The organism is Methylobacterium soli (assembly GCF_008806385.1).
Lineage (GTDB): Bacteria > Pseudomonadota > Alphaproteobacteria > Rhizobiales > Beijerinckiaceae > Methylobacterium > Methylobacterium soli.
The window spans coordinates 23,916-50,133 of sequence record NZ_VZZK01000005.1 but is presented as its reverse complement, the minus strand read 5'-3'; the positions used below and the strand labels follow the sequence as shown (position 1 = coordinate 50,133).

At 70.0% G+C, this 26,218-nt stretch carries 22 protein-coding genes and 1 tRNA gene; 9 read left to right on the top strand and 14 right to left on the bottom strand.

Going from position 1 to position 26,218, the window contains the following annotated elements; all coding sequences use genetic code 11:
* Positions 1-46: 46 nt before the first annotated feature.
* The gene (locus F6X53_RS06275; RefSeq protein WP_150998370.1) at positions 47-1,381 is read left to right on the top strand and encodes a nucleotide sugar dehydrogenase; all 1,335 of its coding nucleotides are present in this window, start codon (positions 47-49) and stop codon (positions 1,379-1,381) included.
* A gap of 60 nt (positions 1,382-1,441) precedes the next feature.
* On the opposite strand, the gene paoC is transcribed toward F6X53_RS06275, so the two are convergent.
* The 3 genes from paoC to paoA are packed head-to-tail and all read right to left on the bottom strand — an operon-like array spanning position 1,442 to position 5,265.
* Positions 1,442-3,661, bottom strand: coding sequence for an aldehyde oxidoreductase molybdenum-binding subunit PaoC (gene paoC, locus F6X53_RS06270; protein ID WP_150998367.1), 2,220 nt, complete (start codon positions 3,659-3,661; stop codon positions 1,442-1,444).
* Between the two features lie 3 nt (positions 3,662-3,664).
* Entirely contained in the window at positions 3,665-4,615 is a 951-nt protein-coding gene (locus F6X53_RS06265; RefSeq protein ID WP_150998363.1) for an FAD binding domain-containing protein, read from the bottom strand.
* Entirely contained in the window at positions 4,612-5,265 is a 654-nt protein-coding gene (gene paoA, locus F6X53_RS06260; protein WP_244965530.1) for an aldehyde dehydrogenase iron-sulfur subunit PaoA, read from the bottom strand. Before paoA ends, F6X53_RS06265 begins: the two co-directional genes overlap by 4 nt.
* Positions 5,266-5,646: 381 nt before the next feature.
* Between paoA and F6X53_RS06255 the strand changes: the two genes are divergently transcribed.
* Positions 5,647-5,719 (top strand) — tRNA-Ile (locus F6X53_RS06255).
* 87 nt (positions 5,720-5,806) lie between these two features.
* Here F6X53_RS06255 and F6X53_RS06250 read toward each other — a convergent pair.
* Positions 5,807-6,754 carry a LysR family transcriptional regulator gene (locus F6X53_RS06250; RefSeq protein ID WP_150998358.1) on the bottom strand — a complete coding sequence of 316 codons (948 nt, stop codon included), beginning with the start codon at positions 6,752-6,754 and terminating at the stop codon, positions 5,807-5,809.
* 132 nt (positions 6,755-6,886) lie between these two features.
* On the opposite strand from F6X53_RS06250, the gene F6X53_RS06245 reads away from it, so the two are divergent.
* A complete protein-coding gene (locus F6X53_RS06245; RefSeq protein ID WP_150998356.1) occupies positions 6,887-8,110 on the top strand; it encodes an acyl-CoA dehydrogenase in 1,224 nt (407 codons plus the stop codon).
* A gap of 74 nt (positions 8,111-8,184) precedes the next feature.
* Positions 8,185-9,384: a CaiB/BaiF CoA transferase family protein gene (locus tag F6X53_RS06240; protein ID WP_150998353.1), complete on the top strand. Its 1,200-nt coding sequence runs from the start codon at positions 8,185-8,187 to the stop codon at positions 9,382-9,384.
* A gap of 69 nt (positions 9,385-9,453) precedes the next feature.
* Here F6X53_RS06240 and F6X53_RS06235 read toward each other — a convergent pair whose 3' ends face one another.
* From F6X53_RS06235 to F6X53_RS06190, 10 genes are all read right to left on the bottom strand, one after another.
* A complete protein-coding gene (locus tag F6X53_RS06235; RefSeq protein WP_342353992.1) occupies positions 9,454-10,617 on the bottom strand; it encodes an MFS transporter in 1,164 nt (387 codons plus the stop codon).
* A gap of 29 nt (positions 10,618-10,646) precedes the next feature.
* Positions 10,647-11,627, bottom strand: a complete 981-nt coding sequence (locus tag F6X53_RS06230; protein ID WP_191970723.1) for an alpha/beta fold hydrolase — start codon at positions 11,625-11,627, stop codon at positions 10,647-10,649.
* A gap of 7 nt (positions 11,628-11,634) precedes the next feature.
* Positions 11,635-12,810, bottom strand: coding sequence for an FAD-dependent oxidoreductase (locus tag F6X53_RS06225; RefSeq protein WP_150998347.1), 1,176 nt, complete (start codon positions 12,808-12,810; stop codon positions 11,635-11,637).
* A 37-nt stretch (positions 12,811-12,847) separates the two neighbouring features.
* A complete protein-coding gene (locus F6X53_RS06220) occupies positions 12,848-15,121 on the bottom strand; it encodes a xanthine dehydrogenase family protein molybdopterin-binding subunit (RefSeq protein WP_150998344.1) in 2,274 nt (757 codons plus the stop codon).
* A complete protein-coding gene (locus F6X53_RS06215; protein ID WP_150998342.1) occupies positions 15,118-15,588 on the bottom strand; it encodes a (2Fe-2S)-binding protein in 471 nt (156 codons plus the stop codon). The genes F6X53_RS06220 and F6X53_RS06215 overlap by 4 nt, the downstream gene beginning before the upstream one ends.
* A gap of 131 nt (positions 15,589-15,719) precedes the next feature.
* Positions 15,720-16,361, bottom strand: a complete 642-nt coding sequence (locus F6X53_RS06210) for an isochorismatase family protein (RefSeq protein ID WP_150998339.1) — start codon at positions 16,359-16,361, stop codon at positions 15,720-15,722.
* Between the two features lie 27 nt (positions 16,362-16,388).
* Positions 16,389-17,420: a 2,5-dihydroxypyridine 5,6-dioxygenase NicX family protein gene (locus F6X53_RS06205; RefSeq protein WP_150998336.1), complete on the bottom strand. Its 1,032-nt coding sequence runs from the start codon at positions 17,418-17,420 to the stop codon at positions 16,389-16,391.
* A 39-nt stretch (positions 17,421-17,459) separates the two neighbouring features.
* On the bottom strand, positions 17,460-18,248 hold the full coding sequence (locus tag F6X53_RS06200) for an alpha/beta hydrolase (RefSeq protein WP_150998333.1): 789 nt from the start codon (positions 18,246-18,248) through the stop codon (positions 17,460-17,462).
* Between the two features lie 13 nt (positions 18,249-18,261).
* The gene (locus tag F6X53_RS06195) at positions 18,262-19,011 is read right to left on the bottom strand and encodes a maleate cis-trans isomerase family protein (RefSeq protein ID WP_444980399.1); all 750 of its coding nucleotides are present in this window, start codon (positions 19,009-19,011) and stop codon (positions 18,262-18,264) included.
* A 94-nt stretch (positions 19,012-19,105) separates the two neighbouring features.
* Entirely contained in the window at positions 19,106-19,777 is a 672-nt protein-coding gene (locus F6X53_RS06190; protein WP_150998331.1) for a TetR/AcrR family transcriptional regulator, read from the bottom strand.
* Between the two features lie 343 nt (positions 19,778-20,120).
* Here F6X53_RS06190 and F6X53_RS06185 point away from each other — a divergent pair, with 343 nt between their 5' ends.
* From F6X53_RS06185 to F6X53_RS06165, 5 genes are all read left to right on the top strand, one after another.
* A complete protein-coding gene (locus F6X53_RS06185; protein WP_150998328.1) occupies positions 20,121-21,437 on the top strand; it encodes a flavin monoamine oxidase family protein in 1,317 nt (438 codons plus the stop codon).
* A 144-nt stretch (positions 21,438-21,581) separates the two neighbouring features.
* On the top strand, positions 21,582-21,986 hold the full coding sequence (locus tag F6X53_RS06180) for a Rid family hydrolase (RefSeq protein ID WP_150998325.1): 405 nt from the start codon (positions 21,582-21,584) through the stop codon (positions 21,984-21,986).
* A 161-nt stretch (positions 21,987-22,147) separates the two neighbouring features.
* The gene (locus tag F6X53_RS06175) at positions 22,148-23,545 is read left to right on the top strand and encodes an aldehyde dehydrogenase family protein (protein WP_150998323.1); all 1,398 of its coding nucleotides are present in this window, start codon (positions 22,148-22,150) and stop codon (positions 23,543-23,545) included.
* Positions 23,546-23,591: 46 nt separating this feature from the next.
* Positions 23,592-24,929 (top strand): flavin monoamine oxidase family protein, encoded by a 1,338-nt coding sequence (locus tag F6X53_RS06170; protein ID WP_150998321.1) that lies wholly within the window; start codon positions 23,592-23,594, stop codon positions 24,927-24,929.
* A gap of 314 nt (positions 24,930-25,243) precedes the next feature.
* Positions 25,244-26,197 carry a TorF family putative porin gene (locus F6X53_RS06165; protein WP_191970722.1) on the top strand — a complete coding sequence of 318 codons (954 nt, stop codon included), beginning with the start codon at positions 25,244-25,246 and terminating at the stop codon, positions 26,195-26,197.
* The last annotated feature ends 21 nt before the right edge of the window (positions 26,198-26,218 follow it).

Below are 26,218 nucleotides of genomic sequence, written 5' to 3'. Positions count from 1 at the left end.
GACCCGGGTTATTCCAAGCCTGGCCCCGGGTTATGAGGAGCCGGTGATGACCGATCCCCGCGACCACCTCGAGCGCGCCCTGCGGGCGCGCGACGCCACGATCGGCATCGTGGGCCTCGGCTATGTCGGCCTGCCGCTGGCGCTCTCGGCGGTGCGGGCCGGATTCCGGGTGATCGGCTTCGACGTGAACCCGGACCGCGTCGCGCGCATCAACGCGGGCGAGCCCGTGATCGCGCATCTCGACACCGCCGCGGTGCGGGCGGCGCTCGACACCGGCCGGTTCCGGGCGAGCCACGACATGGGCGGCCTGGCCGAGCCCGACGCGATCCTGATCTGCGTGCCGACGCCCCTGACGCGCCAGCGCGAGCCGGACCTCTCGTTCGTGCGCGCCACCGCCGCCGATATCGCCCGGTGCCTGCGCCCGGGGCAACTCGTCGTCCTGGAATCGACGACCTGGCCCGGCACCACGCAGGAGGTGCTCAAGCCGATCCTCGAGGCGACGGGGCTCGCGAGCGGCCGCGACATCTTCCTGGCCTTCTCCCCCGAGCGCGAGGACCCCGGCAACCCGACCCACACCCTGGCGAGCACCCCCAAGGTGGTGGGCGGCGACGGGGCGGCGGCGCGCGATCTCGCGGACCTCCTCTACGGGGCGATCGTGACCCGCACCGTGCCGGTCTCCTCCACCGCCGCGGCCGAGGCCGTGAAGCTCACCGAGAACATCTTCCGGGCCGTCAACATCGCCCTCGTGAACGAGCTCAAGGTCGTCTACGACGCCATGGGCATCGACATCTGGGAGGTGATCGAGGCCGCCGCCACCAAGCCCTTCGGCTTCATGGCGTTCCAGCCCGGCCCCGGGCTTGGCGGCCACTGCATCCCGATCGACCCGTTCTACCTGACCTGGAAGGCCCGGGAGGTCGATGTCGCGACGCGCTTCATCGAGCTCGCCGGCGAGGTGAACCGGCAGATGCCGCATTACGTCGTCGGCCGCCTCGCCGAGGCCCTCGACCGGCGCTGCGGGCGCGGCCTCGCGGGCGCCGAGATCCTGCTGATCGGGCTCGCCTACAAGCGCAACGTCGACGACATGCGCGAGAGCCCGGCCCTGAAGCTCGCCGAGATCCTGGAGGCCCGGGGGGCCCGAGTCCTGTTCCACGACCCCCTCGTCCCGGAGATCCCGCCGACCCGCGAGCATCCGGGCCTGACGGGCCGGCGCTCGGCCCCCCTCGAACCGGGCCTTCTCGCCCGCTGCGCGGCGGCCCTCATCGTCACCGATCACGACGGCATCGACTGGAACATGATCGTGGCGCACGCCCCCTTGGTGGTGGACACCCGCAACGCCTGCGCCCGGGCCGGGCTGACCGGCGGCCCGATCGTGAAGGCCTGACGCGGCCCCCTGGGAGGGCGGCCGCCCCCGAGGGGGCCGCCGGATGCCCTCCCGCGTGCCTCAGGCCGCGTCCGGCATGTGGTCGAGGAGCTTGTCGAGGGTGATGGGGTAATCCCGCACCCGCACGCCGGTCGCGTTGTAGACCGCGTTCGCCACCGCCGCCCCGACGCCGCAGATGCCGAGCTCACCCACGCCCTTGGCCTTCATCGGCGAGGAGACGGGGTCGACCTCGTCGAGGAAGATCACCTCCTGATGCGGGATGTCGGCATGGACCGGCACCTCGTAGCCGGCGAGGTCGTGATTGGCGAAGAAGCCGCGCCGCGTATCGACCGCGAGTTCCTCCATCAGGGCCGCGCCGGTGCCCATCGTCATCCCGCCGATGACCTGGCTGCGGGCCGATTTCGGGTTGAGGATCCGCCCGGCCGCGCAGACCGCCAGCATGCGCCGGACCCGGACCTCGGCCGTGTCGACATCGACCCCGACCTCGACGAAATGGGCCCCGAAGGTCGATTGCTGGTAGGTCTTGTCGAGGCCCGCGAACGTGATGGTGTCCTCCGCGCTCAAGGGGCCCTGGGCGGCGGCCTCGCCGAGCGGCACGGCCCGGTTGCCCGAGCGCACCTCGCCCTCCGCGAAGACCGCGTCGACCGAGTTGATGCCGAGGCGCTGCGCCACCGCCTCGCGCAGCTTCACGCAGGCCGCGTAGACGCCGGAGGTGGCGGAATTCCCGCCGAACTGGCCGCCTGAGCCGGCCGAGACCGGGAAGGCCGAATCCCCGAGGCGCACCACGACCCGGTCGAGGGTGACGCCCATCATCTCCGCGGCGGTCTGGGCGATGATGGTGTAGCTGCCGGTGCCGATATCGGTCATGTCGGTCTCGACCGTGACCGTGCCGCGATCGTCCAGGCGCACCCGGGCCCCGGACTTCATCACCAGGTTGTTGCGGAAGGCCGCGGCCATGCCCATCCCGACGAGCCACGACCCGTCCCGGGCCTGCCCGGGCGTCGGGTTGCGCCTGGACCAGCCGAACTTGTCCGCGCCGAGCCTGAGGCAGCCGACGAGGTCGCGCTGCGAGAAGCGGCGCCCGGGCGTCTTCGGGTCGGTCTGTGTGTCGTTGCGGATGCGGAACTCCACCGGGTCGAGGCGCAGCTTCTCCGCCATCTCGTCCATGGCGACCTCCAGCACCATCAGGCCCGGCGCCTCGCCGGGCGCCCGCATGGCGTTGCCCTCCGGCAGGTCGAGATGGGCGAGCTTCATCGCGGTGAGGCGGTTGGCGCCCGCGTAGAGGAGCTTGGTCTGGTTGACCGCCGTCTCCGGGCTGCCGTCGGCGAGGTTGCCCGAGGTGCTCTCGTGCGCGATGGCGGTGATCTGCCCGTCCTGGGTCGCGCCGATGCGCACCCGCTGGATGGTGGCGGGCCGGTGCGTGGTGTTGTTGGCGATCAGCGGGCGGGTGAGCGCGACCTTGACCGGGCGCCCCGAAGCCTTCGCGCCGAGCGCGGCCAGCACCGCGTCGGCGCGCACGAACAGCTTGCCGCCGAAGCCACCGCCGACATAGGGCGAGTCGAGCCGGACCTTCTCCTTCGGGATCCCCAGGATCTTGGCGATGCTGCCATGGCCCCAGCCGATCATCTGGTTCGAGGTCCAGAGCGTGAGCGTGTCGCCCTCCCAGGCCGCGACGGTGGCGTGCGGCTCCATCATGGCGTGGCTCTCGTCGGCGGTCGTGTAGGTGGCGTCGAGGGTGACGGGAGCCGCCGCGAAGGCGCCCTCGAAATCGCCGACGCGCTCGATGCCGTCGCCGCCGCTGCCCTCACCGCTGTCGCCCGGGACGGGCTTGGCGGCACCCGCCTCCGCGGCGAGGTCGAAGCGGCCGGCCTCCGCCGCGTAATCGACCCGGACCAGGAAGGCGGCCGCGCGCGCCTGCTCGAAGGTCTCGGCCACCACCACCGCGATGGCCTGGTGGTAGTGCTGGATCGCGTCGCCGCCGAACAGGTAGGCGGCGTTCATCGTGCCGCGCTCGAGCCGCGGCGTCTCGAGGGTGGTCACGACCGCGAGCACGCCGGGCGCGGCCTTGGCCGCCTCGACATGGATCGCGCGCACCCGCCCCTTCGGGATGGCGGCCCCGAGCACGTAGCCATAGGCCTGGTTCGGCACGACGTCGTGGCGCTCGTAGGCGTAGGGGGCGGTGCCGGTGGTCTTGTACTTGCCGTCGATCCGGTCGGTGGCGCGGCCCACGACCTTGAGCTGGTCGATGGGATTCTGGCCCGCGGGGGTGTCGAACTTCATGGCTCAGGCCCTCGCTTGGTTGAGCGCCGCGCCGAGGGTCCGCTCGGCGAGCTTCAGCTTGTAGGCGTTGTCGTGGGTCGGCTTGGCGCCCGCGAAGACCTGGTCGGTCACGGCCTTCGCGCCCTTGGGCAGGTCGGCCTCGGCGGCCTCGACGCGCCAGGGCTTGTGCGCCACCCCGCCGAACGCGACAGCCCCGCGGCCGTCCTTGCCGAGGATGGCGGCGACCGAGACGAGGGCGTAGGCGTAGGACGCCCGGTCGCGGACCTTGCGGTAGAGATGCGTGCCGGCCCGCGGCGCCGGCAGGGTCACGGCGGTGATGAGTTCGCCGGGCTTCAGCGTCGTGTCGACCTCCGGCTTGTCGCCCGGCAACCGGTGGAAATCGGCGATCTCGATCTTGCGCGCGTTGCCCCCGGCATCGACGGTCTCGACGGTGGCGTCGAGGACGCGCATGGCCACCGCCATGTCCCCAGGATGCGTGGCGATGCAGGCTTGGCTGGCGCCGATGACCGCGAGCGACCGGCTCACCCCGTCGAGGGCCGAGCAGCCGGAGCCGGGCTGGCGTTTGTTGCAGGCCTGGGCGGTGTCGTAGAAGTACGGGCAGCGGGTGCGCTGGAGCAGGTTGCCGGCGGTCGTCGCCTTGTTGCGCAACTGTCCCGAGGCGCCCGCCAGCAGGGCCCGGCTCAGGACCCCGTAATCCTTGCGCACCCGGGCATCCGCCGCGAGATCGGTGTTGCGCACGAGCGCGCCGATGCGCAGCCCGCCCTCGGGTGTCGGCTCGACCGTGTCGAGGCCCAGCCCGTTCACGTCCACGAGGTGGGTCGGCGTCTCGATCTGCAGCTTCATCAGGTCGAGGAGGTTGGTGCCGCCGGCGATGAACTTGGCGTTCGGGTTGCGGGCGACGGCCGCGGCCGCTTCGGCCGGATCGGTCGGGCGCTCGTAGGTGAAGGACTTCATGCGGGCCTCCGCGTTGTCTGGATTCCTGCGACCTCGGTCATCGCCTCGACGATGTTCGAGTAGGCGCCGCAGCGGCAGATATTGCCGCTCATGCGCTCACGGATCTCGGCCTCGGTCACGGCGGGGGCGGCGTTGAGGTCGGCGCTGACATGGCTCGGGATGCCGGCCTTGATCTCGGCCAGGACCGCCACGCCCGAACAGATCTGCCCGGGGGTGCAGTAGCCGCACTGATAGCCGTCATGCTTGATGAAGGCCGCCTGCATCGGATGCAGGTTGTCCGGCTGGCCGAGCCCCTCGATGGTGGTGATCTCCGAGCCCTGATGCATCACGGCGAGCGTCAGGCAGGCATTGATGCGCCGCCCGTCCACGATCATCGTGCAGGCCCCGCACTGACCGTGGTCGCAGCCCTTCTTCGAGCCGGTCAGGTGCAGGTGCTCGCGCGCGGCGTCGAGGAGCGAGGTGCGGGTGTCGAGTTCGAGTTCGCGGCGCGCGCCGTTCACCGTGAAGGCGACCTTGGCCAGGACCGGCCCGTCGGTCCCGGCCAGCCGGATGCCCGCCTTGTCGGCGCCCGCATTGTCGGCGCCCGCATAAGCCGGCCCGGCGCCCGAGGGCACGGCGGCCGAGGCCGCGGCGGCGGATGCTCCCACCATCAAGTCTCTCCGATTCAATTCGAGGTCTCCGGGTCGTCGCATCTCGGTCTCCGAATCTCTCGCGAGGGGATGGCCGCGACGGGTCCGTCCAACGCGAGCGGGATGCCCCGAGGAAACACCGTCACCCTGGATACGCTCCAAGGTAGGGTGCGGTTCGTCGACGATCAGGGATGCAAGGTCGCAGAGGAGGCCCGCGTCCGGCGCCCGGGCCCGGGCGATCCGTTCTGGGCGGCTCGGGCCCAGGTCACAGCCGCGCGGCTCCCGACCCTGGCCGATGGAGGACCCGCGCTACCGGGCACGACCCCGGCCCGGAACGCCCAGAATCCGAGGTGACGGGAATGCCCCGCTCAGGTATCTCTCCCCAGCGGTCGCGAGAGCGCAGGGCCTGTAGCTCAATGGTTAGAGCCGACCGCTCATAACGGTCTGGTTGCAGGTTCGAGTCCTGCCGGGCCCACCGCTGCCTCTCAACGACATGCCGCTCGCGATCGGCCCCCGGCGACCGCCCGGGGATCAGGGCCAGCGCCGTGTTGGCCCGCTCTTGCTACCCGCCTTGTCCATCCGAGCCCGGGCTGAGCGGCGAGGCTTCGTCCGGACGGGTGAGCGCGTCCCGCGACGCCTCAGCGAGCCAGGACCGGAAGGCGCGCAAGGGCGGGTATTCCGCACGCGCGGCCGGCCAGACCAGCCAATAGGCACCCGTGCCCTCGACGGAGGGCCGCAGGAGCGGCACGAGACGGCCGGCTCTCTGCTCCGGCACCGCGAGATAATCCGGAAGCAGGGCCACGCCCAAACCGGTGATCGCGGCCTGGCTCATCGGCGCGAACTGGTCGAAGAGCATGCCGCCGCCGGCCGGCGCCCGCCCTCCCTGCGCCGCGAACCAGAGGTCCCAGGCGGTCGGGCGGGTCTCGAGCCTGAGCAGCGGCAGCCCGTGCAGATCCGCCGCACGCGTCACCGGGTGAGCCCCGATCAGGTCGGGCGCGGCGCAGGCCGTCAGGCGCTCGTCGAACAGCTTCAGGTGCCCGGCCTCGCGCCAGTCGTCGGCTCCGAAATGGATCGCCGCGTCAAAACCTTCGGCCGCGAAGTTGAAGCGCTTGAGACGGGTCGCGAGATGGATCGCGATTCCGGGATGCGCGAGCGTGAACCGGCCGAGCCGGGGCACGAGCCACTGGCTGCCGAAGGCCGGCAGGGTCGCGAGCGACAGGGCCGCGCCGAGGGGGTTCGCGGCAAATTCCAGGCTGCCGCGCTGGATCAGGTCGAGGGCCCGGGTCACGTCGCGCCCGTAGACGCGCGCCGCCTCCGTCGGGACGAGGCGCTGCCGATGGCGGTCGAACAGCGCGTGCCCGAGCTGGGCCTCCAGATTCTGGATCAGCCGGCTCACGGTCCCCTGCGAGAGATCGAGTTCCCGCGCCGCCGCCGCCGTGGAGCCCGTCCGCAACACCGCCTCGAGCGCGGTGAGCAGGCTGACGGTGGGGAGGAAGCGGCGGGGGCGCATGGTGGATCATGCATAAAGGACATCAACCTAGCGGCAAAGCGGGTTTTTCGGCCGGAGTTCCACGCGCTAAAGACATGATCGCGGCGCCGATCGAAGGCCCGCCTCGCCCCTCACGACACCGAAGGATCCGCCATGTCCGAACCGGTCCCCGCGCTCAGCCACGCGACGAAGCACGGGCAGGCGCGCTTCGTCTGGTCCGATCCGTTCTGCCTCGACGACCAGCTCAGCGAGGAGGAGCGGATGATCCGCGACACGGCCTCGGCCTTCGCCGAGAGCAGCCTGAGGCCGCGCATCGAGGCGGATTACCTCGAGGAGCGGACGGAGCCCGCGATCTTCCGGGAGATGGGAGCGGCCGGGCTTCTCGGCGTGACGGTGCCGGAGGCCTATGGTGGCGCCGAGGCCTCCTACGTCGCCTACGGGCTCGTGGCCCGCGAGGTGGAGCGCGTCGATTCGGGCTACCGCTCGATGATGAGCGTCCAGTCTTCCCTGGTGATGTACCCGATCTACGCCTACGGCTCGGAGGCGCAGCGGCTGAAATACCTGCCGAAGCTCGCGGCCGGGGAATGGATCGGCTGCTTCGGCCTGACCGAGCCCGATGCGGGGTCCGACCCGGCCGGCATGCGCACCCGTGCCGAGAAGATCGCGGGCGGCTACCGCATCACCGGGACCAAGACCTGGATCTCGAACGCGCCGATCGCGGACGTGTTCGTGGTCTGGGCCAAGTCCGCCGCCCACGGCGACACGGTGCGCGGCTTCATCCTGGAGAAGGGCATGCCGGGCCTGTCCGCGCCGAAGATCGGGGGCAAGCTGTCGCTCCGGGCCTCGGTGACGGGCGAGATCGTGATGGAGGGCGTCGAGATCGGCGAGGACGCGCTGCTGCCCGGAGCCTCCGGCATGGGCGGCCCGTTCGGCTGCCTCAACCGCGCCCGCTACGGCATCTCCTGGGGGGTGATGGGCGCGGCCGAGGATTGCTGGTTCCGCGCCCGCCAGTACGGGCTCGACCGCAAGCAGTTCGGTCGCCCCCTCGCGGCGACCCAGCTCTTCCAGAAGAAGCTCGCCGACATGCAGACCGAGATCGCCCTCGGCCTCCAGGCCTCGCTGCGCGTCGGGCGGCTGATGGAGGCGAGCCGCTTCGCGCCCGAGATGGTCTCCCTGATCAAGCGCAACAATTGCGGGAAGGCGCTCGACATCGCCCGGCAGGCGCGCGACATGCACGGCGGCAACGGCATCCAGATCGAGTATCAGGTCATGCGGCACGCGCAGAACCTCGAGACCGTCAACACCTACGAGGGCACCCACGACGTCCACGCCCTCATCCTCGGGCGGGCCCAGACCGACCTCTCCGCCTTCGCCTGACGGCGGGCCGGCGCCGCCCGCCGAGGGGCGGCGGCGTCCGCGACGAGACCGATCCGAGCATCAGGAGGGGACCAGTGGAACAGGAGCGGCTGCCGCCGTTGCAGGGCCTGAAGGTGGTGGAGCTTGCCCGCATCCTCGCGGGCCCCTGGATCGGCCAGACCCTGGCGGATCTCGGCGCCAGCGTCGTCAAGGTCGAGAGCCCGCTTGGGGACGATACCCGGAGCTGGGGCCCGCCCTTCATCGAGAGGCCGGATGGGCGGGGCGGCGCCGAGGTGTCGGCCGCGTATTTCCACGCGGCCAATCGCGGGAAGATCTCGGTCTCCTGCGACTTCACCGAGGCCGCCGACCTGGCGCGGGTCAAGGCGCTGATCGCCGACGCGGACGTGGTCGTGGAGAATTTCAAGGTCGGGGGCCTCCGGCCCTACGGGCTCGACTACGAGAGCGTCCGTTCCACGAACCCCAGGATCGTCTACGCCTCCGTGACGGGCTTCGGACAGACCGGTCCGCGGGCCGCCAGCCCCGGATACGATTTCCTGGTCCAGGGCCTGTGCGGGATCATGGATCTCACGGGGGAGCCGGCCGGCGAGCCGCAGAAGGTGGGCGTTGCCTGGATCGACGTGTTCACCGGCCTCTACGGCGGCGTCGGCATCCAGGCCGCCCTGGCCGAGCGCGCGCGCTCGGGCCTCGGGCAGCGGGTCGACCTGTCGCTGCTCGATTGCGGCGTGGCGGTGCTCGCCAACCAGGCGATGAACCACCTGGCCGGCGGCACCACGCCGCGGCGCATGGGCAACGCGCACCCCAACATCGTGCCCTACCAGGTGTTTCCTGCGGCCGACGGGCACCTGATCATCGCCTGCGGCAACGACCGGCAATTCGCCGCCCTGTGCGGCGTCCTCGCCCTCGACGGGCTCGCGGCGCGGGCCGAATACGCGACGAATCCGCGGCGCGTCGAGAACCGCGACGCGCTCTGCGCCCTGATCGCGGACAGGACCGGGGCCCGGACGCGGGCGGATCTCATCGGGGCGCTCGGCGCCGTCGGGGTTCCGGCCGGGCCAATCAACACGGTGGCGGAGGCGCTCGACGATCCGCAGATCCGCGAGCGCGGCCTCGTCATCGCGCCGGAGGGCGTCCCGGGGCTGCGCACGCCGATCGTGTTCTCGCGCAGCGCCCTCGCGCTCGACCGGCCGGCGCCGGTGCTCGGGAGCGGCGATTGGGCCTTCCCGCCGCCGGCCGGCGGGCCAGCGGGCTCGCGCGGCAGCGACGGCGATTCCTGAAGCGCGCTCCGGCCCGTCGCGCGACGGGCCGGAGCGGGCCGGGCGCAAGGCTCGGCCCGCCCGGGCGCGTCAGCGGGCCAGCGACGAGCCCTCGACGCGCGGCGCCCCGGCCACGGCCGCGACGAGGAGGAGCGCGAAAATCGCCGGCAGCGGCGAGATCGCGAACACCGTGCCGATATGGCTGAACTCCAGGAGGCTCGCGGCGATCGCCGGGCCTGCCGCCTGGGCCGCCACCACCGCGATGTAGATCGCCCGGGTGTAACGGCCGGTGGGATCGTTCTCCGCCGTCATCGCCATGTAGTAGGCGAGGCCCATGTTCCAGACCGACGCCAGGATCGCGACCGCGGCCACGAAGGTCCAGTAATCCGTGGCCCACCAGGCAAGCGCGATGCCCGCCACGAGGCCGGCCGTCGTGATCGCGATCATCCGGGCGCGGTTGCCGGAATCGCCGACCACGAAGGGAATCGCGCTGCCCGCGGTGCCGGCGAGCAGGCCGAGCGCGAAAGCATTCCCGAGGTCGCCCGCCTGGAGGCCGTTGCTCAGGCCGACGCGCTCGAGGAAGACCCAGATCATGTTGATGGCGAGCCCGAACAGGACGAGCCCGGCAAGCCCGGTCCGGGCCGCGGCGAGCCGGACCGCGCCTGATTCCGGGGTGGCCGGCGGGGCCTCGAAGTCGCCCCGCAGATCGCCCGACAGGGCAAGGCCCAGCACCAGGATGAGACCGAACAGGCCGGCAGCCGACAGGATCGCGGCCGCGTAGCCGGATTCCGCCAGGAGCTTGGCCATCAGCCAGACGAAGACCGCGTTCAGCAGGCAGTTCAGCGTCAATCCGGCCCCGAAGGCCCGGTCCGGGTTGGGGCTGCGCGCGAGCAGGCAGGCGGAGACCAGCGTGGCCACCATCATCCCGAGCCCGGACGCGAAGCGCAGGGCGGCCAGGGCAGCGAAGCCGTCGACGTTTGCCGTGAAGGCATTCGCCACGGCCGCGAGAAAAGCCGCGCCGACGATGAGCGGGCGCCAGCTCACCCGCGGCGTCAGCCAGAAGCCCAGCAGCGCGCCGACGATGCTGCCGGACTGCTCGATCGCGAAGACCCAGCCGACGTCGTCGAGGCCGAGCTTGAGCTGGTCGGTATACAGCCCAGCCATGATCGGATACGCGCCCACCAGCGTGACCGACAATGCGTAGATGACCGTTGCAAGGGCAACGTCGCGTGTGACAAGCCTCTCGGTACCCATCCCAGGACCCCCGTTTCGCGCTCTGGCGCTCAGGTTTCAGTGTCGGGGCTTCGCGCCCTCTTGTTCCCGCCGCTCGACCCGGCGGAGGCCGGTCGCAGCATGCGATCGAGGACGGAGATCATCAGCGCCGCGACGGCGTCGCTGTTCTTCTCCGACATCATCATGTGTCCGTTGCCGCGCAGGCCGTGTTCCTCGAGGAGGAGATGCGCGACGTCGCAGCCTCGCTCCCGCAGGAAGGCCGCCGCCCGGGCGTTCGTCGCCCGCATCCAGCTGGCCTCGCCGGTCAGGATGGCGATCGGGCGCCCGAAGGGATCGTGGCGGCCGGCCGGGGTTTCGGCGCACAACCCGTCGGCGAAGGTCCCGAGGGGGTGGCGCAGTCCCGGATGGCCGAGGGGTTCCACCGCCAGGATCGCCGCGACCGCGTCGCCGCCGATCGCCGCCAGCGCCCAGCCGCAGGGCCCGCCGGCCGAGTGCGACACCAGGACGGTGCGCCCCGTCAGGGCGAACAGGTCCGGCCCGATGGCCTCGACGTGGCGCTGGGCGGCCGCGAGCGTCGTCGCCATCACGCCCTGGCTGGCCATGAACCGGTCCCCGGCCTCCGGGTCATGATCCGGCCACTGGGCGTGCCGTGCCGCCTCCGGCCAGCCGCCGTGCCGCGCCGGCTCGACGAAGCGGGGGTGGAGCGCCTCGTAGCTCGGCGGCGGCAGGGCCGCCCCGAGAACCTCCTCCCGCCAGTGGCTGCGCCCGTGGCCCGGCCGATCGAGGACGAAGACCGGGAAGCCGGCCCGCAGGAAGGCGTGCACCCAGCCCGGCCGCCCATCCGGGGTGCTGAGGAATTCCGATCCCTGGCCGCCGCCGCCATGCACGAAGGTCACCGAGACGTCCCGCGCCCGCGCGGGCCTGAACCAGCTCACGTAGGCGTTCACGCCCGGCACGGTCCGCGCCGCGTGCGCGCGGGGCGCCGTGGTGAGGAAGCGACCGCCGAAATCCGCGAGCACGAGGGGGTCCATCGTCGCCTCAGAACACGGTCTTGAGCTGCTCGGTGAAGCGGAACGCCTCGCGCATGGCGTCCGGATTCCGGCCGATGGCCCTGATCTCCGCGATCCAGTCGTCCATCTCCGTGCCGGGCGCCGTCCGGTAGAGGCGCTGCTTGTTGGCCGAGGCGCGCGGGGAGACCAGCTCGATGAATTTCTGGCGCCGGTCGCGCTCGTAGAACTCCAGGATGTCGTGGCTCGCGCCGTCGTGGATGACGCGACCGAGCGCCTCGACCAGCGCGAAGCTGTCGAACATCCCGCCGGTCAGCCCGAGGCCGCCCGTCGGATTCGTGATGTGGCCCGCGTCACCGACGAGCAGCACCCGGCCGACGCGCATCCGGTCCGCGACGCGCTGGTGCATGCGGTAGGGCGAGAAGGAGGCGACCGCGCAGGCGCCGACGCGCGGGAGCAGTTCGGCGAGCACCGATTGGATGCGGGCCTCGATCCCCTCGGCCGGCAGGGACGGGTCCTCCATGAAGGTGACGCGCCACAGGTCCCGGCGGTCGATCTTGCAGATCACCGACCCGTAGACGTCGTCGACCTGCATGGTGCAGTTCGCGTAGCCCGCCCCGTCGAGATCGACCCGGGTGTTGGTGGCGACGTAGCGCTCGGGCCACGTGATGCCGAAGAAATTGAGCTTGAGGACCTCGCGCCGGACGACGCTGCCGGCCCCGTCCGCTCCGATCAGCCACTGTCCCTCGATCACCTCCGTGCCGCCGCCGGCCTCGACCCGGACCGTCACGCCGGTGGCGTGCTGCGTGCAGTCCTTGAGCGTCGTGGCGTAGCGGATCTCGACGTTGGAGAGGCCGCGCAGATGCTCGCTGACCACCCGGGACAGCTCGCCCTGGCCGAGATGCAGGGCGTAGGGATGCGGCACGTGCCCGTCGAGGCAGCGCAGCGTCCAGGGAATCATCTCCCCCGTGTCGTAGACCCGCCAGGCGTAGTCCTGGCGCACGAAGCCCGCGGCGATGCAATCCTCGAGGAGGCCGAGCGCCTCCAGATGCGGCAGCACCGGATAATGGTAGACGAGCGCGCGGGGGGAATCGTTCGGTCCCCGCTCCGCCTCGATGATGGTCACGCGGGTCCCCGCGCGCGCCAGGCCGAGGGCCGTGAGCAGGCCCGTGGGCCCGCCGCCGGCGATGATGACGTGCTGTGTCATGGTCCCACTTCCTCTTCGTCGGGATGCCGGGCCCCGCTCAGGCGGAGGCCTGCCGCAGCGTCGGCGCCCGGATCGGCAGCGACCGGATCCGCGGGCCGCCGGCATCCGCGATGGCGTTGACGAGCGCCGCGATCGTGATCGGGACGGCATCCTCGCCGACGCCGGTCGGCAGATCCTCCGAAGGGAGAAGGTTCACCTCGATCTTGGGGACCTGCGCCATCTTCAGGATCGGGTAGTCGTGGAAGTTGCTCTGCTGCACGCGGCCGTTCTCGACCGTGATCTCGCTGAGGAAGGCATTGGTCAGCGCGTAGGAGACGCAGCCTTCGAGCTGCCGGCGCACGATGTCGGGGTTGATCACGACGCCGCAATCGATCGTGATCGCGACCTTGTCGACCGAGACGGTCCCGTCCTCACGCAGCGTCACGTCGACGATCCCGACCTTGGAGGCGGATTCGTACCCGGCATAGTAGGAGGTGTCGCTGACGACGATCCCGCGTCCCGAGCGGGGGGCCTTCGCCCCCCACGCGGCCTTCGCGACGGCCGCATCGAGGACCCGCCGGAGCGTCTGCGCCCGCGCCACGGCGGCGTCGCGCTTCTCGAGCGCCGCCGGGATCCGCTCGGGGTCGAGATGCGCGCGGATGAACGCCACCCTGTCCCGCCCGGCGAGCCCCGCGAGCTCGTCGAAGAAGGCGTAGTTCATCCAGAGATACTGGGTCTGGCCGACGCCGCGCATCCAGCCGAATTGCAGCGGCGCCTCCTCGTCCCGGTGATACTGGGCCAGGATCGCCGGGAACTCGAACTGGAACCGCGCGCTGCCGTAGGATTGCTCCGCCGATTTCGCGGTCGCGAGCTTGCTGCGCCAGCCGCTGATCATGCCCCGGGCGTCGAGCGCGGCGGCGAGCTTCATCACCGAGAGCGGCGCGTAGGCGCTGCGCTGGATGCACTCCTCGCGCGTCCACAGCAGCTTGACCGGGACCCCCGGCATGGCCCGGCCGATCTGCACGGCCTGATGCACGAAATCATTCTGCAGCCGCCGCCCGAAGCCGCCCCCGCAGGGCACGAGATGCAGATGCACCTTCTCGGGCGGCAGATTCACGAGCTTGCAGGTGAGCTCGTGGGCATCGTCGGCGAACTGGGTCCCGGCCCAGACCTGGACCGCGTCGCGCTTGACCAGGACGGTACAGTTCAGGGGCTCGAGCGGCGCCGGATCGAGATAGGGATAGGTGTACTCGGCGCTGTGGGTCTTGGCGGCCTCCCGGAACGCCGCGTCGATGTCGCCGACCGCCAGAACGGTCGGGAGCTCACCCTGGACCTTCTGGCTGAGCTTCCGCGCCAGAGCGCCGGAGGAGAACTTAGCATGCGGACCCTCGTCCCAGGTGATGGCGAGGGCCTCGAGTGCGGTCTTGGCCTGCCACCAGCTGTCGGCCACCACCGCGACGGCGTCGTCCATATGGACCTCGGCGGTCCAGATGGCCGGGTCCTCGCCCTCCGGGACGGGCGAGTTGTAGCCGACGAACCCGCCCTTCACCGTCACGACGCGCGGCGCGCCGGGCAGCCCCTTCAGCTTGGCCGCGTCGATCCCGACGAGCTTGCCGCCGAAGACCGGCGATTGCCGGATGGCGGCGAACCGCATCCCGGGAAGCTCCAGGTCGATGCCGTAGCGCAGGGCACCGCGCGTCATCAGCGGCGTGTCGACCTGCGGCAGCGGCTTGCCGATCCGCGTCCAGGCATCGGGTGCCTTGAGCGTGACGGCGTCGGCGGCCGGCGGCGTCAGCTTCGCGGCCGCGGGGGCGAGCGCCGCGTAGGATAGCTGCCGGCCGGATTTCTCGTGACGAACGACGTTGTTTGCGCAGGTCAGTTCGTCCGCGGCGACGCGCAGCCGCGCGGCGGCGGCCGCGATCAGCATCGCGCGGATCTGGGCGGCGGCGATGCGCGACGGCTTGAAGAGGGAATGCGCCGAGGAACTGCCGAGGGTCGCGGTCCAGACATAGGGATTGCCGCGGGTCTTGTTCACATTCGGATCGTAGAACGCGGTCCGCATCGTGGCCCAGTCGAGGTCGAGCTCCTCGCCGACCATCTGCCTCAGGGTCGTCGTGACGCCCTGGCCGATCTCGGTCTGCGGGACGACGACCGTCACCGCGTTGTCCTCGTGGATGACGATCCACGACAGGATCTCGGTTCCCCGGGTGGCGGGCCGCCCCTGCGGCTTCGCGAGGGTGACGCCGTGCGCCGCGACCGGGAAGATGATCCCGGCCGAGACGGCGCCGAACCCCTTGAGGAAGGCGCGCCGGGCGAGTGAGGAATTCGTCATCGGGTGGCCTCCGTCTCGCTGGCGCGGGCAGCCGCGTGGATGGCGGCCCGGATGCGCGGGTAGGTGCCGCAGCGGCAGATGTTGCTCAGGCTGGCGTCGATCTGCGCGTCGGTCGGATCCGGCGTCGTCTTCAGGAGAGCCGCGGCCGCCATGATGAAGCCGGGCTGGCAATAGCCGCATTGCGGGACGTTGTGGGCGATCCAGGCCTGCTGCAGCGGATGGGCGTTGGCCGGGTCGAGCCCTTCGATCGAGGTCACGGATTTCCCGTGGGCGCCGTCGACCGGAAAGCTGCAGCTGCGCACGGCAGCATTGTCCACATGCACCGTGCAGGCGCCGCATTGCGCCGCGCCGCAGCCGAACTTCGTGCCCTTCAGCCCGAACGAATCCCGTATGACCCAGAGCAGCGGTGTCGACGGGTCGATGTCGATCGAGCGGGGTTTCCCGTTCAAAGTCATTTTGACACGCATGCGCCTGATCCTCCCGGATTCACGTCTCGAGAAAAGCAAATTTTTCCGATTTTTTGGTGCTCATCCGATTTTTACAGTATTCGCGAAAATACCGGGAGCACTTGGACCATCTCCGCGCAGGAGATCCCGTGTTAAGGCGGCGCGGACGAGGCCGCGACCGCCTCGAACCACCGGAGGATGTCCGCCGCGTCGGTCACGTCGGCGTATTTCTGCTGCATGTCGTAGAGGTTCGCCGCGTGCGGCGCCTCCGCCCGGTCGGCGCAGCAATCGCGCGGCACGAGCACGGTGAAGCCGGATTGCACCGCGTCCACGACCGTGGCGCGCACGCAGCCCGAGGTGGTCGCGCCGGCCACGACGAGCGTGTCGACGCCGGCGCCCGTGAGGATCGCGGCGAGCGCGGTGCCGAAGAAGGCCGAGGCGCCCTTCTTCACGATCACCGGATCCTGCGGGGTGATGCCGGTCGCCGCGTCGATCGCGACGAGGCGCGTGCCCGCGATGAGAGCCGCCATCCCGGTCGCCTTGCGCAGCCAGGGCAGCCACGCGACCTCGCCGGGCTCATACGCGATGGTGGTGTACAGGACCGGGAAGCCGGCCCTGCGGGCCGCGTCGGTGAGGCTGCGCGTCGCCGCGACCGGCCCGCTCATGTCGGACGCGGTGGGGTAGTGCGGGTCGGTGAAGCCGTAGGAGAAGTCGACGACGAGGATGGCCGGCCTGCGGCCGCGCGGAACCGAATGGCCGAAGCCTGCCCTCTGGTAGACGGCGTCCTGAAGCATGATCCGGTTTCCTGGAAAGCCGTGCGGTCACCTGCGGGCGAACTGCATCTCCTTCACGACGATGTCGCCGTCGATCACGATCGGCGCGTCGTCGAGGAAGAGCGAGCAGTTGCGCATCGGAATATCGAGATGGCAGGCGGTGTCGTTCGGGCCGCCGAGCTCGTTGTTCGGGCCGGTGGAGAACATGACGTTGCCGTAGAAGCTGCGCGGCTCCATCCCCATCCCGCCGGGGAATTCGCCGGGCACCATGCGGTGCCAGCGGGCCTTGGGGTTCATGCCCCAGCCGACATGGCTCATCCCCATGCCGCGCGGATCCTCGAAGCCCGCCATGTACGACTTGACCAGATCCGCATCGAGGCCGCCGCGGATATCCTGGATCCAGCCGCCCTCGATCGTGTAGGTGATCGGATCGCGCACGTAGAGATTGTGCGGCAGCAGGATGTCGCCGGGCGCCACGACGATCCGGCCATCGACACCGTCATCGTCTCCGCCGGTGAAGACGAAGCCCGACGGCCAATGGTCCCAGCGGCCGGGCTGGTCGGTGCAGGCATACTCGGTGACGGCCGGGTAGGTGTTGAGCTTGTAGGTGACGTCGGTGCCGGAGGGCGAGGTGATGCGCATTACCTTGGCCTTCGCCAGCAGCTCGCCGCCGATCTCGACCTTCTCGCGCAATTCCCGCGACGGCATCAGCCGCGCCAGCAATTCGGGCGGCTCCACCGCCGTCAGCACCCGCGTCCCGGCCGCCTGGATCGCCATCTGCTCGGGCGAGAACAGCAGGAAGACGCAGTCGATCAGCATGTCGGCCCGCTTGAGCGCCTCGACCGCCTCCGGCATCGCGGCGAGCCCCGTCACGCCGACGTTCCAGCCGCCGGTCGGCAGGGGCGCGGGCAGCCGCATATGGTACATCCGCGCGCCGAGGCGCTGGCCCGCCGCCAGGAAGGCGTCGGCATAGTCGAGCCGCTCGCCGCCCTGCGTCAGGACCACGAGCGTCTCGCCCTCGTGCACGCCCGACATCTTGAGCTGATGAAGGCAGATTTCCGTAAAGCTGGCATGATCCATTCGAATATTCCTGAGCCGATCAGAGAGGCTTGTTCGCGATCAATCTTGTTTTCCGAAATCGATCACGGCCTCGAGGAAGCCTTCGAGGTCGTCCCAGGGGATCATGTGACCCGCGCCCAAGACGGTCCTGACCTCGATCTGCGGCGCGAGCGCCTTGATCTCGCGGAGGTCGGCGGCCTCGATGACGGTGGCGGCGCCGGCCGCCACGAGGCGCATCGGCAGCCCGATCTCGCGGAGGTCGAGGTGGATGTCGTCCTCGTGGAAGCCGTCGAAGGCCGCCACGATCGCGTCCGTCTGGCAGGTGTGCAGCCACTCGGCGCGCAGCGCGCGCTGCTCGTCCGTCCAGGTCGGACAGAACACCCGCAGGTCGTCTCCCGAGCACCCCTTCGCCGAAAGGGCGATGCTGTCGAGATACCAGCCGAGGGTGGCGGGATAGGGCCGGCGGCCGGGCCCGCTCACCGGCGGATCCACGAGGACGAGGCCCGAGAAGGCGTCTGGATTCCAGCGGGCGGCCCGGATCGCGATGCGCGCCCCCATCGAGTGCCCGAGGACGACAGGCCGGCCCAGGCCGGCGGCCGCGACCACCGCGGCGGCATCGTCCGCCAACGCGTCGAGGGAGTAGTCGAGCTTGCCCGCCTGGCTCAGGCCGCGCCCCCGCACATCGAGCACGTGCACGTCGAACCATTGGGCCAACCGCTCGGCGACGAAGCCCCAGGTGATCGCCGGCGAGGTGATCCCGGGGATCAGCAGCATCTGCGGGCCGGCACCGGGGTGGCGGATCAGGTGCTGCCGGATGCCGTTGGCGTGAACATGGTATCCCGTCGCCATCGCGGCCTTCCGCTCAGTAGGCGCCGGAGAGCAGCCGGCCGCCGCCCGGGACCCGGGTCTCGACGTCGAGCGCCCGGAGCATCGCCCAGGTGGTCGCGATCGCCGCCGTCACGACGGGCTTGCCGGTGACCGCCTCGGCCATCGGCACGGCGGCCAGCGAGGGCATCTGCACGCAGGCGGAGAGAACCACGGCATCGACGCCGCCGGTATCCATGGTCCGGACGATGCCCGGCAGCTGCATCGGGTCGTGCGCGGCGACCGCCAGATTGTCCTGGATCTCGAGGGCGCGGTAATCGACGACCGCGATCCCCTCGTTGCGGATATAGGCCACGACGAGTTCGGTCAGGGGGCGCATGTAGGGAGCGACCACGGCCACCCGCCGCGCCCCCATCGCGTGCAGCGCGTCGACGAGCGCGCCCGCCGAGGTCACCACCGGCGCCAGCGCGCCGTTCTCCGCCGCGATCGCCTCGAGGCGGGCTCGCGACACGCGATGATAGCCCTGGCCCATCGCCATGATGGCCACGAGGCAGGCATAGCCCATCACGTCGACCCGAGCATCGGAGAGTTCCAGCGCGCAGCGCCCGCTATCGGCGTCCATCGCGGCGAGCTCCGCCCGGGTGACGTGCTTCATCCGCATCCGGGCGGAGTGGAAGGTGAAGCGCTCCGCGCCCACGCTCTCCCGGGCCCGCAGGAGCGCCGGGATCTCGGTCTCCATCGTGACGTTGGAGCTGGGCACGATCTGCCCGATCCGGAAATTCCTCACCCGCCCCCTCCCGTCTTGATTCTGGAGAGGAGCCTAATTCTCGATTCGAATAATTACAAGCCTGAATAATTAGGGGGAGGGCGGTCTGCGCGCCTCAGCCCGTGGGCGCGCACAGGCCGGCCGCGAGGAAGCGCACCAGCTGGTCGAGCATCTCGTCCCGCCCGATCATGCCGATCTGGCCATCGGTCATGTCGTTGAGGCGCCCGACATCGTTGAGCATGAAGAGGTAGGCCCCGACGAGAAAGGCCATCCGCATGCCGATCGTCTCCCGCGGGATCCGGGGCATCGCCTCGCTGAGGGCCTGGACGTAGCGCTTGACCGAATCGTCGTAGACTTCGCGCCGCAGCCGAATCGCGTGCTCCTCCGGCTCGGCATGGAGGCGCGCCTGCAGCCGCACGAAGGCGGCCCCGTTCGGACCGCTGTGCTTCATGTCCCATTGCGGGCGCAGGTAAGCCATGACGATCTCAGAGACTTTCGCCGGCTTGCCCTGCGCCAGGAGACGGTCGAGCAGCACGTGCCGCGCCCCGGAGATGAGGCTGCCGCGGCGGCGGAAGACCTTATCGAACAGATCCTCCTTGGTGCCGAAATAGTAGCGAATCAGCGCCTGGTTGACGCCCGCCATCGCGGCGATGTCCCGGACGCGCGTGCCCGCGAAACCGTGCTCCGCGAAGGCGAGCTCCGCCTTGTCGAGGATGACGTCGGCGAGTTCCGGGCCATCCTTCGGGCGTCCCGGTTTGCGCGCCGTGGCGGCTGCGTCACTTGCCATCTCAATGCTTCCGATCTGTGGCCCCACGCCGTTCTGGCAGCGCGGCCGGGTGATCTCAAGTCGCCTCGTCCTCGGCCCGGTAAATTCCGCAGCTGCCACAAATTCCCGACGGAACGGGACGACCCCGGGTCCGGAACAGGGCTGCCGCACCGGCGCGGCCATGACGGACCGCCCCTGCAGGGCGCTCCGACCTAATTATTCGGGATTGTAATTTGATTGTCGTTAGTCTAATCATCGAGTGCCAGCTCGACGGTCAGGCCAGGGGCGGCCGACGGGCGGGACACAACAATCATCGCGCAAGACGACGAAGCTCGAAGCGCGGGAGGCGGAGGGGAAAACCGGAATGACGGAGCACCAGGAGTTCGACGCGGTCGTGCTCGGCGCCGGATTCGCGGGCATCGCGGCGGCGCGCGAGCTGAAGCGGCAGGGTCGGAAGGTCGTCGTGCTCGAGGCGCGGGATCGCATCGGCGGCCGTGCCTGGACGTCGCGGCTCGGCAGCCACAAGGTCGAGATGGGCGCGACCTGGATCCACTGGTTCCAGCCCTATATCTGGGCGGAATTCATCCGCGCGGGCCTGACGCTCCACGAGGATCCGTGGCTTCCGCCGATCACGATCTGGGTCGACGGCAAGCCGCAGGGCATCGCCTTCGAGCGGTTCCGGCAGATCCTCCAGGATTGCTGGTCCGTCTTCGCCCAGGATGGCGAGACGGGCCATCGGATGGAGCTTCCCTACGATCTCGACAGCCTGGACGGCGCCGCCGCGCTCGACGATCTGAGCGTCCAGGACGTCATCGACGGGATGAACCTCACGCCCGTCGAGCGGGTGGCCTTCCGGGCCGAGATCAGCGTCCAGATGAACGCGCTCCCGGAAGACGTCAGCTTCCTGTCCCAGCTGCGCTGGTGGTCGGCATCCGGGTGGCAGATCGGGCTCATGATCGACTGCCTCGCCCGCTACAAGGTGGAGGAGGGGGTCTCCCGCCTGATCGAGATCATGGCCGAGCGCGCCGGTCTCGACATCCGGCTCGACTCGCCGGTCGCGCGCGTCGATCAGACCGGGGACAGGGTCGTCGTGACGACGCGCGACGGCCGGACCTTCACGGCCGGCCGGGTCGTCACCGCCCTGCCGATGAACTGCATCAAGAACGTCGCGTTCGCCCCGCCTCTGTCCGAGGCGAAGATGGCGCTCTCGCACGAGGAACACGCCGCCAAGGGCATGAAGGTGCTGTTCCAGACCGAGGGGGAGCCGACCGGTCACGCCATCGTCGCCGAGCCCGACGCGCCGCTGAACCTGATCAACCCGATCCGCATCGAGGGCGAGACCCGGATCTATGTCGGGTTCGGGGCCGACGGGCAGGCCTTCGACCCCACCGACCTCGACGCCGTCAACCGGGTCCTCTCGGACCTGCATCCGGATCTCAAGGCGGTCGCGGCCACCGGGCATGACTGGAGCACGGACGCGTTCTCGCTCGGCACCTGGCACATGCCGCGCCCGGGCCAGAATCTGCGCGTCGCGCAGGCCTTCGCGGAGCCCGAGGGCCGGGTGTTCTTCGCCGGCGACTATCTCGCCAAGGGCTGGGTCGGCTTCATGGACGGGGCGATCGAGTCCGGCCTCCTCACGGCCGACCGGGTCGAGGAATCCCTTCGTGCCGACGCCGCCTAGCCAAGCCGGGCGAGGCGCCGGGCGCGGTCCGCACGGGGCGCGCCCGGCGCGGGACACCCTCACGGCGGCGATGTTTGCGGCCGCAGACCTGAACGGCGCCGGGTGCCCCCGGCGCGAAGCCTACGACCAGCTGGGATCGACCACATGACCAGGACGCCGCAATTCTTCAACCTGTTGGCGGACAAGGAGCAGAGTTACTGCATGTCCATCGCCGTCCGCGCGGGAGACTTCGTCTTCATCGGCGGATTGACGGCGATCGACAATCTCGGGAACGAGATCCATGCCGACGACGCCGCGCTGCAGATGAAGCGCATCTACGAAATCCTCGGCCAGATCCTGCACAAGTTCGGCGGCACGCCGCAATCGATCGTGAGCGAGACGATCTATTACAGCGTCGACGACGACACCTTCAACGAGACGCTCTTTCCCCATCGGCAGGCCTTCTTCGGCGATGTCGGTCCCTCCGTTGCCGGCATGCGGGTGGTGAGCTTCACGAGCCCCGCGATCCGGGTGGAGACGACGGCGATCGCCTACATCCCCGAAGCGTGAGGGTGGAGCCAATCATGGTCATCGCCGCCGGCCCCGGAGGCTCCTGCCGCCGTCCCGGCGCGGACGGCCCGGCGCCTCGGTGTCCCGTGACAACCGGCTGCGACGCCGATGGCGCGACGCGATCCTGAGCCCGGCGCGACACGAATTTTCTGCGAGGAAGCATGTCACCCTACAAGATGCTGATCGATGGGCAGCTCGTCGACGGAGACGGCGAGATCGACGTGATCGATCCCGCGCGCGCCGCCCCCTTCGCGACGGCACCCCGCGCGAGCGAGCGGCAGCTCGACGAGGCGGTGGCCGCCGCCAAGCGCGCCTTCAGTGCCTGGTCGGCCCGTCCGCTGAGGGAACGGCAGATCCTGCTGGGCGAGCTCGCGGATCGCCTGGAGGCGCAGACCGATCACTTCGCCAGGCTGCTCACCGCCGAGCAGGGCAAGCCCCTGCCGCAGGCCATGTTCGAGGTCGCCGCCACCGTCCGGGGCATCCGCTTCGGAGCCAATCTCAGCCTCGACGGCGAGCGTCGGACCCATGCGGGCGGCACGTTCGACCTCCAGCGCAAGCCCCTCGGCGTGGTGGCGTGCATCATGCCCTGGAACTTCCCGATGGTGCTCGCCAGCAACAAATACGCGCCGGCCCTGCTCGCCGGCAACACCGTCATCCTGAAGCCCGCACCGACGACGCCGCTCACCTCACTGGAACTCGGCCGGATCGCGCGGGATGTCTTCCCGGCCGGCGTCGTCAACGTGATTACGGACGACAACGACCTCGGTCCGCTGCTGACCCGGCATCCCGACATCGCCAAGGTCTCCTTCACGGGCTCGATCGCCGCCGGCAAGCAGGTGATGCGCAGCGCCGCCGACACGGTGAAGCGCGTCACGCTGGAACTCGGCGGGAACGATCCGGCGCTCGTGCTCGCGGATGCGGATCTCGACCGGAGCATCGCGGGCCTCGTCGGAACCGCCTTCCTCAATGCCGGCCAGATCTGCGTCGCGCCCAAGCGCATCTACGTCGCGGCGCGGATCTACGACGCCTTCTGCGAGCGGTTCGCGAGCGCCGCCGCGCGGCTGAGGATGGGCGCGGGCAGCCAGGAGGGCGTCGAGCTCGGCCCCTTGCAGAACCGGCGGCAATTCGAGCGGGTGCGGGCGATCATCGCCGATGCCGAGACCCGGGGCGTCATCCTCACGGGCGGACGCACCACCGAGCGCGCGGGCTACTTCATCGAGCCGACCGTCGTGCGCGACATCGCGGAGGGCTCGGCGCTGGTCGACGAGGAGCAGTTCGGCCCGGTGGTGCCGCTGATCCGCTTCGACGAGGAGCGCGAGGCCGTCGCGCGCGCCAATCACGGCGCCTTCGGCCTCGGCGCCTCGGTCTGGTCGCGCGATCTCGATCGCGCCAGGGCCCTCGCCTGGACGCTCGAGGCGGGCACCGTCTGGATCAACCAGCACCTCGCCCTCGGCCCGGATATTCCGCTCGCCGGCGCGAAGCAGTCCGGCCTCGGCGTCGAGGCGGGCACCGAAGGCCTGTGGGAATTCACCAGGCTCCAGGTTCTCCACGCCGCCTGAGCGGCGGAGGGCGCGAGGCGGAGCGGCATCAGGGAAGGGCGGCCCAATGAGCGAGGCGGGGCATTCGGCATCGGGGGAGGCGGACTACGACGCGATCGTGGTCGGGGCCGGGTTCGCGGGCGCGGTCGCGGCCCGTGAGCTCGCGGCGCAGGGCCGGCGGGTGCTCGTCCTCGAGGCCCGTGACCGCATCGGCGGGCGCACCATGGTCGGCACGTTCATGGGCCGCCGGATCGAGCTCGGCGGCGCGGGCGTGCACTGGGTCCAGCCGCACCTCTTCGCCGAGATGCAGCGCTACGGGTTCGGCTTTCACGAGGCCCCGCTCGCGAACCTCGACAAGGCCTACATGATGCTGTCGGACGGACGCGTGCTCGACGTGCCGCCGGACACGTTCGACCGCGAATACAACGCGGCCTTCGACCGGTTCTGCGCGCGCTCCCGCGAGCTCTTCCCGCGGCCTTACGCGCCGCTCGACAATCCCGAGGTGCTGGCCCTCGACGCCGTGTCGGCGCACGAGCACCTGCATTCCCTCGGCCTGAACGAGCTGCAGAGGGCGTCCATGAACGCCGAGCTCACGCTCTATGGCGGGGCGCCGACGACGGAGCTCAGCTACCCGAGCTTCGTCAAGTTCCACGCGCTCGCATCCTGGGACACCTACACCTTCACCGATTCGGAGAAGCGCTACCACGTCGCGGGCGGCACGCACGCCCTCTGCGAGGCCATCCTGGCCGATGCCCGCGCGGATGTCCGGCTCGGAGCCGAGGTCGCCTCGGTCGCGCAGGGCGAGGCCGGCGTCGTCCTCACCCTGGCGAGCGGGGCCCGCTTCTCGGCCAGCATCGCGGTGCTCACCCTGCCGACGAAGGTCTATCCCGACGTCGCCTTCGAGCCGCCCCTCTCGGCCGAGAAGCAGCGCTTCATCGAGAATGCCGAGATGTGCGACGGGGCCGAACTCTACGTTCACGTCAGGCAGAACCTCGGCAACACCTTCGCGTTCTGCGACGACCCGAATCCGTTCAATGCCATCCAGACCTTCGCGTATGGTCCGGAACTCGGAACGCTGCTGAAGATCACGCTTGGGCGGCAATCCCTCATCGATATCGAGGATATCGACGCGGTCGCGGCGGAGATCCGCAAGGTCCATCACGATGCCGAGGTCCTGAGCATCGCGCCCTACAACTGGGCGCGGGATCGGTTCACGAAGACGGCGTGGTCGTCCTACCGCAAGGGCTGGTTCAGCCAGTACAAGGCCATGGCCGCACCGGAGGGGCGCCTGCTGTTCGCCGGGTCCGCGACCGCCGATGGCTGGCACGAATACATCGACGGCGCCGTCGAGAGTGGGATCCGGGCGGCGCGGGAGGCGCGTCGCTTCTTCGAAAACCCCGGATAGACAGCTGAAAGCCAAGAATGATCGGCGGATGACGATCGTCTCCGGGTAATTTCCGGGTCGGTCGAAGCATCGATCCAGTCAAGACAGAACAGAAATCGACGACGATGTTCTCGGAGGCGAGACCATCGATCGGAGACCTGCGGCCTGCTGGCCTGCCTCCGTCGCGACGGTTGCTTCGACAACGTTCCGACCGAGCCATGCCGGCGCCTGCCGCCAACAAGCTCCGCGAGAGGAGCGCAGTCGGACACCTGAACAGACACGCAAGAATTGGGGGTTTGGTCCTGAGCGAGCGGCACATTGCCCATGCTGTATTGTTGAGTCTTCTCGTTGCCGGGGTCCCGGCGCTCGCGTCGGGCGCGCGGGCCGCGGATGTGCCGGATTCCAAGATATCGGATTCCAAGATACCGGCTCCGAAAACGCTGCCGCCGGAGGCGGCCGCCGCCAACACCGACATCGGCTGGGCCTTCTCCGCGCGGGTGGTCAGCGACTACAACTTCTTCGGGATCACCTACAGCAACCATCAGCCCGCGGTGCAGGCCTATGGCGAGCTCCAGTTCTTCGACAACTTCGCCTACGTGGCGGCGGCGGTCTCGTCGACCTATCTGCCGACCTTGCCGAGCCCACCGATCGAGTTCGACGTGTCCGGCGGCTTCCGGCCGAAATTCGGAGACCTGACGGCCGATATCGGCGTCATCGGCTTCCTCTATCTGGGCGAGCGGCGCCTCGTCGTCGACAACGTCATCTGGACGCCGGCCAGCTACAATTCCGTTCTCGCCTACACGAAGCTGTCCTACCCGATCGGCGATTTCGTCCTCGGCGCCAACACCTACTACTCGCCGAACATCGGCGGCGCGGGCGTGCAGATGAACTACACGGCCGGATTGCTCCGATACAACATCCCGGAGAACGCGCTCGGCTTCCTGCCGGCAGGCCTGTCGGTGAGCGGCGAGTTCGGCCGCTACAGCTTCCTCAACCGCTCGGACAGCCGCGTCTTCTACGACTTCAAATATCCGAGCTTCAATTACGGCAACGTCGGAATTTCCTACAATTTCGACAAGTTCACCCTGGATCTGCGCTTCCACAAGACGGATCTCTCGAAGAGCGACTGCTTCGTCGCCACGACGGACCCGCGCGGCGTCTATTCCGGGTCTGGCCGCTCGAACTGGTGCGGCTCCGCCATCATCGGGTCGCTCCAGTTCGACATCTCGTCGGCTGGCGCGGGCGTGTTCGACAGCCCCAAGCCGCTGGAGACGGCCCCGCCGCGCTGACGATCCGGGATGCGGCCTCCG